This window comes from Vibrio sp. 1CM24A (assembly GCF_023161725.1).
GTDB classification, from domain to species: Bacteria; Pseudomonadota; Gammaproteobacteria; order Enterobacterales; family Vibrionaceae; genus Vibrio; species Vibrio coralliirubri.
The window spans coordinates 268,658-281,737 of sequence record NZ_JALNTS010000003.1; the positions used below are offsets into that span (position 1 = coordinate 268,658).

Sequence of the window (13,080 nt, forward strand, 5' to 3'; positions counted from 1 at the left end):
TTCATCATGTCAGTAACGAGAGTCTGTCACACGTTGAAGTGTTATCGGAACGCCATTGCGCCCTTGCCAACACCTTCATAAGCGACGATTTGTAGTGATTGGTTCTCTGCTAGGCTAGGCTCAACTTGATCCGCAATATAGCCCGCAAGTAATTCCACCGTGGTATCGGTCGGCAAGATTTCCGTCTCACTCTTAGCAATCGCTAGCTCAAATTCGCCTTGTGGCGCAGTGTAGCGGAAGCCATAGTGACTTTCATCATTCACACTGTTCGCGTTTTCACTCAGGTTAAGTGATGAAACTGAAACTTGGTCTTCTTTAGAACCTAAATAAATGTCTTCCCAACACTGAGCAAATGCTTGTTCACGTTGCTCGTCACGCTGACCATCGACCACAATTTCTACTGGAGAACGGTGACCGTGGGCGATGCGTTGGCAGTTGCCATCATGCTTTTTCAAACCATGAGTGTAGTGGTAAAACGCGCCATTAATGTTCTCATGACGTAGGGTGATCTCTAACCCTGTGACGTTACTTGGTAGGTTATCGCGAAGAATATTGTAAACGTGTGCAGTCACACTCTCGATGGTGATCGCTTCTGCATCAATCAAACAATATGCTTCATCAGGGCAATGTAGATGAAGGCTCTTGTCACCACGCAACACATCAACCTTAGAGTAGCCCGCTTTACTCGCTTGAAGAACAATTGCAGCGCTTTGCATTGGCAGCAGTAAACGGTGATCAACGTGCTCATCGACGAGCTGTTTGATCTGCTTTTTGACCTTGCTAAAATCCAGCACCATGCTCATTTCATTAAGTTCACCAGACATGGTGACATCTAAAATCCAACTATCTCCTACGACCCCTCTGTGTTCACAGATGTATGAAGAATCGATAACGGTAAGGTCTCTTACAAATAGGTTCAAGTTGAACTCCTTAATACTTTAATGAGATACGGGAGGCTGAATAATGTTCAGCAGGCACTTCGTCTCATTGGTGTCTAGATAAAATAGGACGGGCAGGATGTTACAACGAGCTTATAAAGTCCACCTTTTTACACCCTCTTCCGATAAAAGAACAAACTACATACAATTTCCGCTAAAACATAGACCAGCCTGATGCGAATAGCCATAAACCGGGTGGGGTTGTCCGGCGTTTCACGACGCATTTTGTTTTAGCCAAAGGCGTGGCGACACTCCGGCAACATGTTGAAAAGCACGCGAGAATCCTGAGTAGCTATTGTAACCCACTTCATCAGCGACCCAATTGATCGGCTTATTTTGCAATAACAGAGATTGAGCCACAGAGACTCGCCACTTTTGTACATAATCTCCCGGCGTTTCACCCACTTCCCGTTTGAACGCTTCAATAAACTGAGTACGAGACATCGCGGCCAGTGACGCCATTTCGGCAATCGAATAGTGACGAGCAGGTAATCGATGAATAGCCGTAACCACAGAAGCCAATCGTGGGTGAGCAAGTGCTGAGAAAACGCCGCTATCAATTTTCTGTTGTTCGATGAGATGGCGGAAAATCAAAGCCATCAAGGCGTCACTCAATTTGTCCATTAAGTACTGCTGCCCCGACGATTCTTGGCTCGACTCATTAGATAACACCTCGATCACTGGCATTAAGTTAGGTGCCTCCTCAAGGGGAATCACTATCAAGTCAGGCAGAGCCGACAATAAAGGATTCATCTGCCCTGAACGATACTCCACGTTCGCACACACAACTTCTGCCCCCTCCCCAACCCCTTCAATTGCATGTGGCGTGCTATTCGGCAAATAAACAATGCACGGCTGCGACAAATGCCGGTGTTCCGTGTGAGCGCTAGACAAGCTCAACTCCCCCGCGCTCAATACATGAAGGTGCCCCTCTTTAGCTTGTTGCGCGTTAAATGACGACACCCCACACAGGTTTCCTGAATAGAAAACGCCAGTACGTATCGAGAAGTGTTCCATTAGTTGTGAAAGCAGATCCATGCATCCTCCGAACGATTCGCTTAGTTTTTAGTTCTTTTGTCCCTCTATAGACCGGACGAGTGGGCTAAATTATTTCAAACAAGATAACCAACACTGACAAGGAACTTGATATGTCACACATGAAATCGACCAGTCAAAAAATCACTCTATTGGCCGCGTTACTAGGCACCAGCTTTTCGTTAATGGCAGCAGACCTTGATATGAGTGTCGACAGCAATGACCTCGCGATCAAAGGCTATGATCCTGTCGCTTACTTTGCCAATGAAGGGCCAGTTAAAGGCACATCGGAGTTCACAGCGACCTATAAGAATGCGATCTATAACTTTGCGAGCAGTGAAAACCGAGATGAATTTCGAGCCAATCCAGAAGCCTATGCCCCTCAATATGGCGGTTACTGCGCCTTTGGGGTAGCCATGGGTAAGAAGTTTGAAACCGACCCTCTCGCTTGGAAGGTGGAAGATGGGAAGTTGTATCTGAACTTAGACAAATCGGTTCAAAAACGTTGGCTGGAGAATACACAAGAGTTCATCCAAGACGCCAACAGCAACTGGACAACCATCAAAACCGTAGAAGCCTATAAGCTCTAAGCTCTAAGCTCTAGCCTACAGCGCTTATCCATTGCCCAAGAATAAAACGGAAGCGACCGAACGCTTCCGTTTTCATTGGGATTTTCCCCAAAGAGGTCAATCCAAAGCGATTAGCAACACCTAAAAAGTCCATTTCTATTCTATACTCCTAGCAGATAAGCTTTTCTTTTTATGGAAGAATAATGACATTACCTAGGATTTTGGTACTCGGCCTCTGCGCCCTATCGACACTGACTTATGCCAACCCATGGCAGTTCGTCAAAAGTGAAGATGGCATCATGATTGATAAAAGGCCACACAGCGAAGGCTTGGTCGAAATACGAGCACAGATGCAGACGCCCACCACTTACTCCGGTTTTTTACTGTTATTGGAAGACAGTGAGAACGTACCAAACTGGATAGATAATGTATCGCAAAGCCGTGTGTTGATGCAGATATCTGAAGATGAAAACATCGTCTATACCCAATTCAAAGCACCGTGGCCTGCCAGAGATCGAGACATGGTGACCTACTCAAAATACAGCATCGAGGGTGGGCAGTTTGTTTTGTCGATAAAGGATGCGTCGAACTATTTGGCGAAAGAGTCGGGGTACATTCGAATCTACGATGTGGACGCACTTTGGACACTGCAACCGCTGACTAATGGCAATACCTACATCACCTACACCGCATATGCGAACGCAGGGGGCATCTTGCCAAATTGGTTGATGAACAAGTTATCGATAGGCAGTGCACTGAGCACGTTTAAGGGGCTAAAAGAACAGTTACCAAAGTACCAAGGCCAACAGCACCCTAACCTGCCAAATGAGTCTCGCTAACGATACAAGTCGATAAGTAAATGGAGGAATTAAGGTTAAAGATTAAGGTCTTCTAGCGAGGTCGCGAGCTAAGATAAGCGCCAAACCAAATACTTGGAGAAACAAGGCAATGTTCTTATAGAAAGCCATTTTCTCATCAAGCCTTTGGATTAACTCAACCAAAGTCAGGTTATCCAAATAGTAATCATCGATTCGGGTTCGTTGCGCTTCTTGTGCACTGTTTATCAGCATCATCAGTTTTGGCAAGTGAGCCAAAGAGATACTAGGCACTTCGCTACTCACCCAACGCCTAAGTTGCCCGCGCAGTGCTTCGTCGAGAACCGTGGTCGGCTGCACCGTTTCTGGTTTATCCAGGTGAATCAGAATCGCTTCACGCTTGCGCTCTAGGGTTTCGATCGTATTCCAAGCAAGCTGTATTGAGTACACATTGCCGTATTTGCGATCGTTGTACTCCGCTTTCTCAGCTTCAATTTTATCGAGCACCAAGCTCGACATGACAATCGCCATGATGTTGAGTATCAAGCCTGCAAGGACAATCGCCCAAGCAGGAGGAAGACGCAACGCCATAATGCTCCCTAGAACATTTTATCAAAAGGTAGGTAAGCTAAGTTTAGAACAATCAAAGAGATCATGCAGATAAGCGTTAACACCATCCCCACTTTTCGACCTTTGAAGTTCTTCGCTAAGATCCCTTTCGCATGAATCACACGCCCCACAATAAACGCGACACCAATGACATGAATCAGCCACACACCAGCACCATTCATCTCTAACAATCCCATCAAAATCACCGTGATTGGGATGTAATCCATAGCATTACTTTGTGCCGAACGTGCTATCTGTAACGACTCAACACCGCCATCAGCATGAGCAACAAGATTGATTCGCCTTTGCTTGATCACCTCTATCGCTAACCAAATCATTACGACCGTCAGCAAGGCTGCGTAAAGTGCTGTAACCATCATATTTCCCTATTATTTTGTGTTTACTCAGTATTCTTTGTTATCTGTTCGACAACACCCGCCGAGATAAAATGAAAATCGCGCCCGAGCACTTGTAAGAGATCTCTCACACCGAACGTAAGAGATCACAATCAAGCTTCGCAGAAAATTCGTAAAATACAAACCCAAGCCCTTGTTTTGTATGAATCCACGCATATTTCTTTCGATCAGCGGGTACATTTATTTCTTAGGGTGGATTGTGAGTAAAGCCTCTGCAGTGTTTAATACACATGTCGACAGGGAGTTGGCAGGAACAGGAAAAAGCCTAACGGATTAGGTATCTTCAGGATGAAGATTTGATGACTTAGGATGAGTTATCAGCAAGGAAGTTATGCTCTAGGATAGAGTCGCTTATCAGGATGATGAGTTTGCAAGGACACCGCTAGGACGGCGATGAATTGGATAGGTTAAAGGATTTAGCCACGTCAAGGAACGATGCAGGGAGCACCAGTTACCTATTGAAAGATAAGTAACGCGCAGTAGCAGGATGGCTACGAAAAGAATAGACCCCGTTTGGTGAAAGCCAAACGGGGTTTCCTTTTTTGTAACGCCTGAAAGCTGTTAGCAGCTAACCGTTCAAAGTCACGTCACAAAATAATGTTCATCAAGAACATTGCACCAAAGGCATTCAATACCGAAATCGCAATCATCACCGGGATGTAGCGACCTTCAGTACCAATTGGCCCCATAATACGACCCATGTACTGCACTTGAGAGCCCATCAAGTAGATAGCAGGCGCCAAGATAGCGATATGATTGCCGTTCAGAATACCTTGGTCAAACAGCGTGATAACCACGCCCACAGCGCCACCCATCGACATCCACGCACCGATCAATACTGCTGCCGCCTCGCCAGGCAAACCAAATACCGCCATGATTGGAGCAAATACACTGCCCATCAAATCCAGCGCGCCGGTGATCTGCAATGCCTTGATGATCACAAACGCCATCAGAACATTCGGTACTGTAGAGGTAGTCGCAATAACCCAGCCTTTCTTGGCACCTTCAACGAAAATATCAGTAACCATTGGTTTCTTTGCTTTCACTTCGCTCATTATGCTACTTCCTCTTCCAGTTTTTGTTCTTTGTCTGATTTTGGTTTGTCTTCTTTGCCTTCAGTAATGTTGAGGTAAATACGGAACAGGTTCGCGCCGACAAATTTAAAGATAAACATCACAGCGACAGCTAAACCAATTGACGATGTCACCGCTAAAGAGCCGTCCATCGCGGTTAGAGTGAACAGCACCGCACCTGAAGAGAAAAAGTTAACGATCGCCGCGCCTGCCGTAAACTGGAACATGGTGAACACATCGGTTTCACGCTTAGTGAGATGCCCTTCGTCTTTCAGCTGACGTGTCATCGCTGCGCCAGCATCGGTACTTTGCAAAGACGCGATCAGTGCCAAGCCTGAGTTACCCGGAATACCCATTAAAGGGCGAAGCAGAGGTGTCAGCAGTTTACGAGCCGCATCCAGTGCACCGTAGTGCTCAAGCACGTTGATCATACCCAGTGCAAACATCACGGTCGGAATAAGTGTCAAAGCAAAAATGAAACCGTCGCGAGCACCACTACCGCCTTTACCACGCAGTGACGTCGTTGCCGCTTGAATACCATCGGCCGTTTCACTCACATCGTAAGCGACCTTACCGAATGAACCGTTGAGCGTTGTAAAATCGAACACTCCATACCATTCATTGGACTGCATTAAGCCTGAAAAGAACACAATCGCGAACGCGAGTGCGATATAGCTGCCGATCGTGACTTTACGATCGGTTTTGGTTGGATTAGTCATAAGGACCTCTATACATCTCGTTTATGTGGAACAGAACACGTATAGATAGTGCAAACTAATGAACGAAAGGTTAATGACCAAAATCAAATAGCGTATCGGTTTGAATAAAAGAAGCACAGCAACATATAAAACTGTGATTTGGATTTAAAAGCAGGACCATACGCTAAATAAATTAGAATATTTCACATACAAAACTAAACAAATCTTGCTTCAACAGCGCAACCAAAAACGCACACAATCGCCACACAAACCTGGCTTCTAGTGAGAAGTGTTTACCTAGTGCGATCTCTGATAATGTTGTAAGAGATCTCTTACATTACTTTTGTTGGTCAATTTTAATTCGATTATAATACAGAGACTTAAAAGGTGATTTCGCTTCAAAAATACAACCGTTTACTCTTAGTTGATTGAGTTTTAAGCCAAGCGCAAACAGTGAGCCATTTTATAAAGCATTTGAGCTTAATTCGAAATTTCAGCCCTCAGAGGTGCTATAGACTTCGCCCAGCCAATATAGAAGGAGAACGGTGATTACTATGGAAATGAGAACGCTTAAATATCAAGTAATGGGCAAAGGCATGTGGATCACTGCAACAGTATCTCGCGTAGTAGCGGACAAACTTGCGCTTGAATACCAATCCTATGGCTGGCCTGTTGAAGTATGTGCAGCAGAACAAACACTGACGTTTGATCTCAATGCTGCATAATGTTGGCAATTTCGAATAAGCTCTATCGGCACTGAGTCCGGTAGGGCTTTTTCTTTAGTCTTTAGTCTTTAGTCTTTAAGTTACAAGACAGTAATGTTGAGCATGTAAGACCGTATTTCGTTCACATCACAGTCTATTCCTTTCATTATAATCTATTGAATTATTAAGATATCTATCACACTGCACATGGTTATTTAGGTCTACGCTTTTACCCGTGTTAATAACTTATTAACTTCGGAGCGTAATCCATGTTAGGTATCCAGCTTTCTGCTGTTCTCTCTTTGTTACTCTTTTCTTCGGTAGCAGGTGCTGCCACTTCTCAGTTGGGAGAACCACTTAAGCTCACCAACTCATTCGCTGGCTACCTATCCCTGACCATTTTCGTTACCGCCTACATCGTGGTGATGATGGAAGAGTACCTAAAGCTCCGAAAATCTAAACCAGTGTTACTTGCAGCAGGACTGATCTGGATAATCATTGGTTTTATCTACCAAGAACACAACCTTGTTGAAGTCGCTAAGCAAGCACTCGAACACAACTTACTGGAATACGCTGAGCTGTTACTTTTCCTACTCGTCGCCATGACCTACATCAGCGCCATGGAAGAGAGAAGACTGTTTGATGCGCTGCAAGCGTGGATGGTAGGCAAAGGCTTTAATTTCCGCTCTCTGTTCTGGCTAACCGGTATTCTGGCCTTCTTTATCTCACCGATCGCCGACAACCTCACCACCGCTCTATTGATGTGCGCCGTGGTTTTGAAAGTCGCAGGATCTAACCCTAAGTTCGTTAACCTAGCCTGTGTGAACATCGTGATAGCCGCTAACGCTGGCGGCGCATTCAGCCCATTCGGTGACATCACAACGTTGATGGTTTGGCAAGCTGGCTATGTAAGCTTCAGTGAATTCATCCCCTTGTTTATTCCTTCAGTGATGAATTACCTCGTCCCTGCGCTGATCATGTCTTACTTTGTTCCCACAACCCAACCCGACACGGTGCATCAGCACGTTGAATTAAAACGCGGGGCAAGACGCATCGTGTTGTTATTCATCATGACCATCGGCACTGCGGTTGCTTTCCATGCCGTACTCCACTTCCCTCCAGTAATGGGCATGATGATGGGGCTGGCGTATCTACAGTTCTTTGGCTATTTCTTGCGTAAGACCTTGCCAAATTCACTGGCGAAGAAAAAAGCGGTCGCGATTGCCAACAATGATGAGGGGGCATTGAAGCGACTCGGTTCAGTCGTGCCCTTTGATGTATTTCGAAGAGTGTCGCATGCCGAATGGGACACCCTGCTGTTCTTCTACGGCGTGGTAATGTGTGTCGGTGGCTTGAGTCTACTGGGATACTTGGAGCTTGCCTCTGGCGTGATGTATAGCCAATGGGATCCAATTTGGGCCAACATCATGGTGGGGATCTTATCTGCGATTGTCGATAACATTCCGGTGATGTTTGCCGTGTTATCGATGGAGCCTCAAATGTCGATGGGTAACTGGCTACTGATCACCTTAACTGCAGGCGTTGGCGGCAGCTTATTGTCTATTGGTAGTGCGGCAGGTGTGGCGTTAATGGGCGCGGCGCATGGTAAATACACCTTCTTTGGTCACTTGAAATGGATGCCAGTGATCATGATTGGCTATGCCGTCAGTATCGCTGCTCACCTATGGCTTAATGGTGGGCTTTTCTAATTCGGAGGTCTTTTTTAATTCAATTCAACTTTCAAAGGCTTATCAACACGTGTCCAGACGTTACTCAATTGTATCGCTGGGCATTGGTTGCAAGTTAACATCTCGCCCTGATGTTGAATTCGCATCACCAATCTAGAGTCAGTTCGGCTGCTTCCAGAATTGAACTCAATGGTGATCAAGTCATCATCAACACGATAGGTTCGAGTCACGGAATTGTCCGTTGTTTGATAAGTCACTTGCCCGGATTCAAAAAGTAGATAACTGTCATTATCTGCGTTCTCATACATACCTTTGAACAGAGCAAGCTGTGGAACCTCGAAAGGTCGGCTGGTATCAGTTAAACAACCTGTCAGCAATAATGCAGAGCTGCAGCCAGATATAAGTAACGGGAATCTATTCATTTGGGCATCCTTGCCTAGAGAACATAGTCAAAGAATATGCAACCAAATCAATATTTTCCAGAAAGCGTTGATTTTAATGCAAAGTCACTTTTTAAGAACCACTCGCCTTCATCATAAGTAGTACGTGATCCTCGTCCAGCATCTCGACAGGCTCATTGCCAAATCGCTTGCTAGTCTTGCTCTCTTCCTTCTATCACCAATAAGCGCTGTTTGCGTTCTACGCCACCCGCATAACCCGTCAGCTTGCCATTTTTACCAATCACACGGTGACACGGCACAATCACTGAAACCGGATTTTTGCCATTCGCCAAACCCACAGCACGAACGGCTTTCGGGTTGCCTATCGCATCAGCCAGTTGTGCATAGCTCCAAGTTTCTCCATAAGGAATAGTCGTCAGCGCCTGCCAAACCGACTGCTGAAATGGCGTGCCCTTGGCTGCAATCGGCACAGAAAATTGGATAGCTTCACCCGAGAAATAGCGATTAAGCTGCTCGATAGCCAATGCAAAGATCGGAAAGCTATCATCTTGAACACCCAACTGTTTCGGCTTGGTGGTATATGTTTCAAACCAAAGGCCGAGCAAGCCTTCATCGTTCGCCTGTAAAGTCACGGTTCCCAATGGGCTCTCATAGTAAGTAAAACGGTTGTCCATGATATCTCCTAGCTTAGTATTCCGATTAAGACTGATTCCAACAGTGGAACGTGGCGTAACTACCCCAAGGTGAAACGCTCTCTGTGTTGATGGCAGGTCGATGCTCAATGAACTTCTTCACCACCAAATCACCAACCAACAAATGATTAGGTTCGCTTAACCCGCGAAGCAGTGCATATTGAATCGTCCAAGGCCCAATGCCTTTTAGCTCAATCCATTTAGAAGGATGCTCAGCTTCATTGTCGACCATGTATTCGGCAAAACGCTTTAGGGTCTCTTTGCGGCTTCCCGGCATTCTCAAGAAGCTAACATCGGCCTCCGCTATCTGTTTTGGTGTTGGGAAGCTGGCTTTCTCATGTTCATCAGAAAGCTCTTTGACCAATAAGTTAAGTTGACCAATCGCCGCCGTTACCGAGACTTGCTGCCCGAGAATCGCTCTCACGCCTGCCTCCCAAGCACTCCACACGCCAGGAATACGGATGCCACTCTTAGCCACCAAATTAGGATCGATAGTCGTAAAGAACGTCTCGACCTTGGCAATATCGACATCAAGATCGAACATACGGCGTATATTCGCAATCAAGCTTCTTAATTGGCTTATATCATCCAACTCAAATTCAATATCCAAGCGGTTTTCTTTGTCTAAAGTCGCCTTAAACCAACCCTTTGACCCGTTCACATTTACCGAACGCTGATAATAATCTTCGCCAACATCTTCTAAGCCCTCAATCATTCTTCGTCGATAAAACCCCAACAAGTGATTCCAATCTAAGGGTCCATGAAAACCAAGCTGAATATGATTACGCAGGGTGTCACTTGGCTTGGCTCGCCTAATTTGGGTTGGCGAAAGCTGCAGCTCTTTTTGAAAGGCATCATTAAAACGGCGCGTACTATTGAAGCCACTAGCAAAGCCGACATCCGTAATGCTCATGCTGCTGGTGTGCAGCAACTGCTTGGCGAACATCAGTTGGCTGTACAGACTATATTGCTTGGGTGACACACCGATGTAATTTTCGAATAAGGTTCGTAAGTAACGATCTGAAATACCTAGCCGCGTTGCAAGGTCGACGATAGATCCTGAATTCAGTGCGCCATTATCAATCAACTGCATCGCACGCAAGAAAGTGGTTTCGACGCCCTTCCATGCTGGCGAAAAAGGCGCGCTGTCTGGTCGGCAACGTAAACAAGGACGATACCCCGCTTTCAATGCTTGAGCTTGATGGGAAAAATATTCGACGTTTTCTTCTTTGGGCGGACTTGCTGGGCAAATCGGGCGACAAAAAATTCCTGTCGTTTTCACCGCTGTAAAAAACATCCCATCAAAGCGAGCATCTCGCGCATATCGAGCCAAATGGCACTGTTCACTGGTTAAGGTGCTGTTGTGATTGATCTTTTTCGACATGCCGTACTCTTCCCATTTACCATAGCGTTTGATCCGATACCTAAAAGTTTACCGTGAACCACCATTGTCGCTAGCCACTTTCGGAAGCGAAGGTCAGATAAATCACAAAAAAGGGTTTTAATTTTATTCAATTCGACTAAATTTAACCTAGAGAAGGCAATCTTCTCACAACGTCAACGATCGGTACTTAGCACGCCAAGATGCAGAGACCGATCGAATATAAATATAAAAAGGAAAAGGCTATGGTTCTTCACACGTGTCGTATTGTTTTATCAAACCAACAGGTTCTCACCAGTCAATCAGTCGAGCAGTCTCTGAGCTTTCTTGAAGACAAAGCGGACAACGGGATTTCTATGATTGAGATTGACGCAACGGATGGCAGTCAAATCCATTCGTACATGTCACACTCTCTTGAAGAGTCTATTGAGAATCTAATGAACCTATAGGGCTTCTAAAAAGGCTACACATACCAGGCTTAAACGATATTTATGGAATTAGAAACGATCTCTAGTTCCGAAAAGAAGTACATTTCTGGTTTAAAACAAAAATGGCTCCCAACTATACAATTAGTTGGGAGCCATTTTTTATTGAATCTAATCAATAAAGCCATTGCTTACCGCGAATGCCGTTACTCAAGCGCTTGTTCCGCGGCTTGCTGCAATGTGTAAGCCGTCGATGGGTCAATCTCATTAACCAACTTCTCAACCTGCATGATCGCATCAACCGAAGTACTGCTTTTACGGTAGCTCAGATAAATTGGGCGATACCAGTCTTCAACCCCTTTCACCTTGTGCAGCTGACCCGAATCGATAAAAGGTTCGACTAGAGACACCGGAAGATACGCACTGCCGCCTTTCTCTAAAATGAAATCGAGGGCGATACGGGCTGTAGAGGTACGTAGATAAGGTGCTGGCACTTTAGGGTGACGTTCTGCGTGTTCAGAACCAAAACGCGTACCCCAATCCACATACACATACTTGTGTTGGAATACAGATTCCAGATCATCTTGCTGCGTTGATACCAACACCAAAACCAAGTCAGCGACTTTTTTACAGTTCAGCTCTTCTGCTTTGATCTGATCGAACGCGAAAGCCATATCTAAGGTTCGTTCTAACAAATTACGGTTCAGTTGCTCGCGCCCCATCACCTCTGCCATAAAGCCGTAACCGCCAAAAGAGTCGGTCACCACACTTAAACAGTTTTGCAGATACGCATCCCAAATATTCGGCGTGCCGCCCAGCGTTAGCTGTAAAGCTTTACCACTCTCTAACGACAGCTCAAATTTGGCTTGTTGTAAGGTGGACACCATCACTTCGGCATAACCAATCAAACGTTCACCGGAAGATGTGAGTTTGATGTTATTGCGGTCACGGATGAAGAGCTGAGTATCAAAATAGCCTTCAAGCTGTTTGATCCGCGCACTCACCGCCGCTTGTGTTAAATACAAGTTTTCAGCTGCACGCCCAAAATGGCGCACCCTTGCAACCTCAAGAAAGGTTCTAAATACTTTCACATCCATCAAATACATCTCTGTAATAAATCTGCTAACTAGCCGATCTAGGATTGTTTATCGTAAAGGCAAAAACGTTTTGTTTCCTATTTTAGCCTTTTAACAATATTTTCGCGTGAGCAATAAACACTAATTTCTATCTAACCACATTACTGAGGCTGATATGTCTGAGACCGAATTCCGACACGGAAAAAAACGTTTTTATGACACCATTAAATTCCCGAGAGGGTTCGCTAAGTCGGGTGATTTTACTCTTTCAGAAGAGGAAATCCTAACCTTGTTTGGTGACACTATGCTTGCACTTGAAACTGGTGAACTAGCACCAATCAATGCAGAAGAAAAACACTTCATTAAAGTGTTGTCTCACCCTCATAAGGCAAAGTCCAAGTTAGAGCGTGTTTGGTTGAAGTACATTCAACTGGCTCGTGGACGCCGTCGCTTTCACACCCTAAACGGCTGCAAACGCGGCGACGTATCTAGGGAAGAATACGAAAGTGAGTTAGTGTTAGAAGATTAGTAAAATCGCTCAAAGTGATACCTCATCACTT

At 45.4% G+C, this 13,080-nt stretch carries 17 protein-coding genes; 6 read left to right on the forward strand and 11 right to left on the reverse strand.

From position 1 onward, the window contains the following. Positions 1 to 41: 41 nt before the first annotated feature. Both MSG38_RS08720 and MSG38_RS08725 read right to left on the reverse strand, forming a co-directional pair. Complete coding sequence (locus MSG38_RS08720; RefSeq protein WP_248401633.1) at positions 42 to 920, reverse strand: 6-carboxytetrahydropterin synthase; 879 nt, start codon at positions 918 to 920, stop codon at positions 42 to 44. Positions 921 to 1,151: 231 nt separating this feature from the next. Then, the gene (locus MSG38_RS08725) at positions 1,152 to 1,976 is read right to left on the reverse strand and encodes an AraC family transcriptional regulator (protein WP_086969124.1); all 825 of its coding nucleotides are present in this window, start codon (positions 1,974 to 1,976) and stop codon (positions 1,152 to 1,154) included. Positions 1,977 to 2,086: 110 nt separating this feature from the next. On the opposite strand from MSG38_RS08725, the gene MSG38_RS08730 reads away from it, so the two are divergent. Further along, complete coding sequence (locus tag MSG38_RS08730; RefSeq protein ID WP_048610296.1) at positions 2,087 to 2,563, forward strand: YHS domain-containing (seleno)protein; 477 nt, start codon at positions 2,087 to 2,089, stop codon at positions 2,561 to 2,563. A 10-nt stretch (positions 2,564 to 2,573) separates the two neighbouring features. On the opposite strand, the gene MSG38_RS23985 is transcribed toward MSG38_RS08730, so the two are convergent. Continuing rightward, complete coding sequence (locus MSG38_RS23985; protein WP_258956871.1) at positions 2,574 to 2,696, reverse strand: hypothetical protein; 123 nt, start codon at positions 2,694 to 2,696, stop codon at positions 2,574 to 2,576. Between the two features lie 49 nt (positions 2,697 to 2,745). Between MSG38_RS23985 and MSG38_RS08735 the strand changes: the two genes are divergently transcribed. Next, positions 2,746 to 3,381, forward strand: a complete 636-nt coding sequence (locus MSG38_RS08735) for an START domain-containing protein (protein WP_122082264.1) — start codon at positions 2,746 to 2,748, stop codon at positions 3,379 to 3,381. Positions 3,382 to 3,423: 42 nt separating this feature from the next. On the opposite strand, the gene MSG38_RS08740 is transcribed toward MSG38_RS08735, so the two are convergent. The 4 genes from MSG38_RS08740 to MSG38_RS08755 all read right to left on the reverse strand — a co-directional run bounded on the left by MSG38_RS08740 (position 3,424) and on the right by MSG38_RS08755 (position 6,174). Further along, positions 3,424 to 3,948, reverse strand: a complete 525-nt coding sequence (locus MSG38_RS08740) for a hypothetical protein (protein WP_017061527.1) — start codon at positions 3,946 to 3,948, stop codon at positions 3,424 to 3,426. Positions 3,949 to 3,956: 8 nt separating this feature from the next. Next, complete coding sequence (locus tag MSG38_RS08745) at positions 3,957 to 4,343, reverse strand: MAPEG family protein (protein ID WP_050632578.1); 387 nt, start codon at positions 4,341 to 4,343, stop codon at positions 3,957 to 3,959. Between the two features lie 626 nt (positions 4,344 to 4,969). Beyond that, entirely contained in the window at positions 4,970 to 5,437 is a 468-nt protein-coding gene (locus MSG38_RS08750; RefSeq protein WP_004737023.1) for a YjiG family protein, read from the reverse strand. Then, positions 5,437 to 6,174: a nucleoside recognition domain-containing protein gene (locus MSG38_RS08755; protein ID WP_048610036.1), complete on the reverse strand. Its 738-nt coding sequence runs from the start codon at positions 6,172 to 6,174 to the stop codon at positions 5,437 to 5,439. The genes MSG38_RS08750 and MSG38_RS08755 overlap by 1 nt, the downstream gene beginning before the upstream one ends. A gap of 533 nt (positions 6,175 to 6,707) precedes the next feature. Here MSG38_RS08755 and MSG38_RS08760 point away from each other — a divergent pair. Continuing rightward, positions 6,708 to 6,878, forward strand: coding sequence for a hypothetical protein (locus MSG38_RS08760; protein ID WP_162926817.1), 171 nt, complete (start codon positions 6,708 to 6,710; stop codon positions 6,876 to 6,878). Positions 6,879 to 7,126: 248 nt separating this feature from the next. Next, complete coding sequence (gene nhaD / locus MSG38_RS08765) at positions 7,127 to 8,566, forward strand: sodium:proton antiporter NhaD (RefSeq protein WP_122082263.1); 1,440 nt, start codon at positions 7,127 to 7,129, stop codon at positions 8,564 to 8,566. Positions 8,567 to 8,580: 14 nt separating this feature from the next. Here the strand turns inward: nhaD and MSG38_RS08770 are convergent, their stop codons facing one another. From MSG38_RS08770 to MSG38_RS08780, 3 genes are all read right to left on the reverse strand, one after another. Continuing rightward, positions 8,581 to 8,967 (reverse strand): hypothetical protein, encoded by a 387-nt coding sequence (locus MSG38_RS08770; protein WP_019820003.1) that lies wholly within the window; start codon positions 8,965 to 8,967, stop codon positions 8,581 to 8,583. Positions 8,968 to 9,137: 170 nt separating this feature from the next. Next, entirely contained in the window at positions 9,138 to 9,620 is a 483-nt protein-coding gene (locus MSG38_RS08775) for a methylated-DNA--[protein]-cysteine S-methyltransferase (RefSeq protein WP_122082262.1), read from the reverse strand. Positions 9,621 to 9,645: 25 nt separating this feature from the next. After that, on the reverse strand, positions 9,646 to 11,022 hold the full coding sequence (locus MSG38_RS08780) for an AlkA N-terminal domain-containing protein (RefSeq protein WP_122082261.1): 1,377 nt from the start codon (positions 11,020 to 11,022) through the stop codon (positions 9,646 to 9,648). A gap of 242 nt (positions 11,023 to 11,264) precedes the next feature. Here MSG38_RS08780 and MSG38_RS08785 point away from each other — a divergent pair, with 242 nt between their 5' ends. Further along, entirely contained in the window at positions 11,265 to 11,468 is a 204-nt protein-coding gene (locus MSG38_RS08785; protein ID WP_048610044.1) for a hypothetical protein, read from the forward strand. A gap of 182 nt (positions 11,469 to 11,650) precedes the next feature. Here MSG38_RS08785 and MSG38_RS08790 read toward each other — a convergent pair whose 3' ends face one another. Further along, a complete protein-coding gene (locus MSG38_RS08790) occupies positions 11,651 to 12,541 on the reverse strand; it encodes a LysR family transcriptional regulator (RefSeq protein ID WP_248401634.1) in 891 nt (296 codons plus the stop codon). A gap of 154 nt (positions 12,542 to 12,695) precedes the next feature. On the opposite strand from MSG38_RS08790, the gene MSG38_RS08795 reads away from it, so the two are divergent. Next, positions 12,696 to 13,049 (forward strand): DUF413 domain-containing protein, encoded by a 354-nt coding sequence (locus MSG38_RS08795; protein WP_017061517.1) that lies wholly within the window; start codon positions 12,696 to 12,698, stop codon positions 13,047 to 13,049. The last annotated feature ends 31 nt before the right edge of the window (positions 13,050 to 13,080 follow it).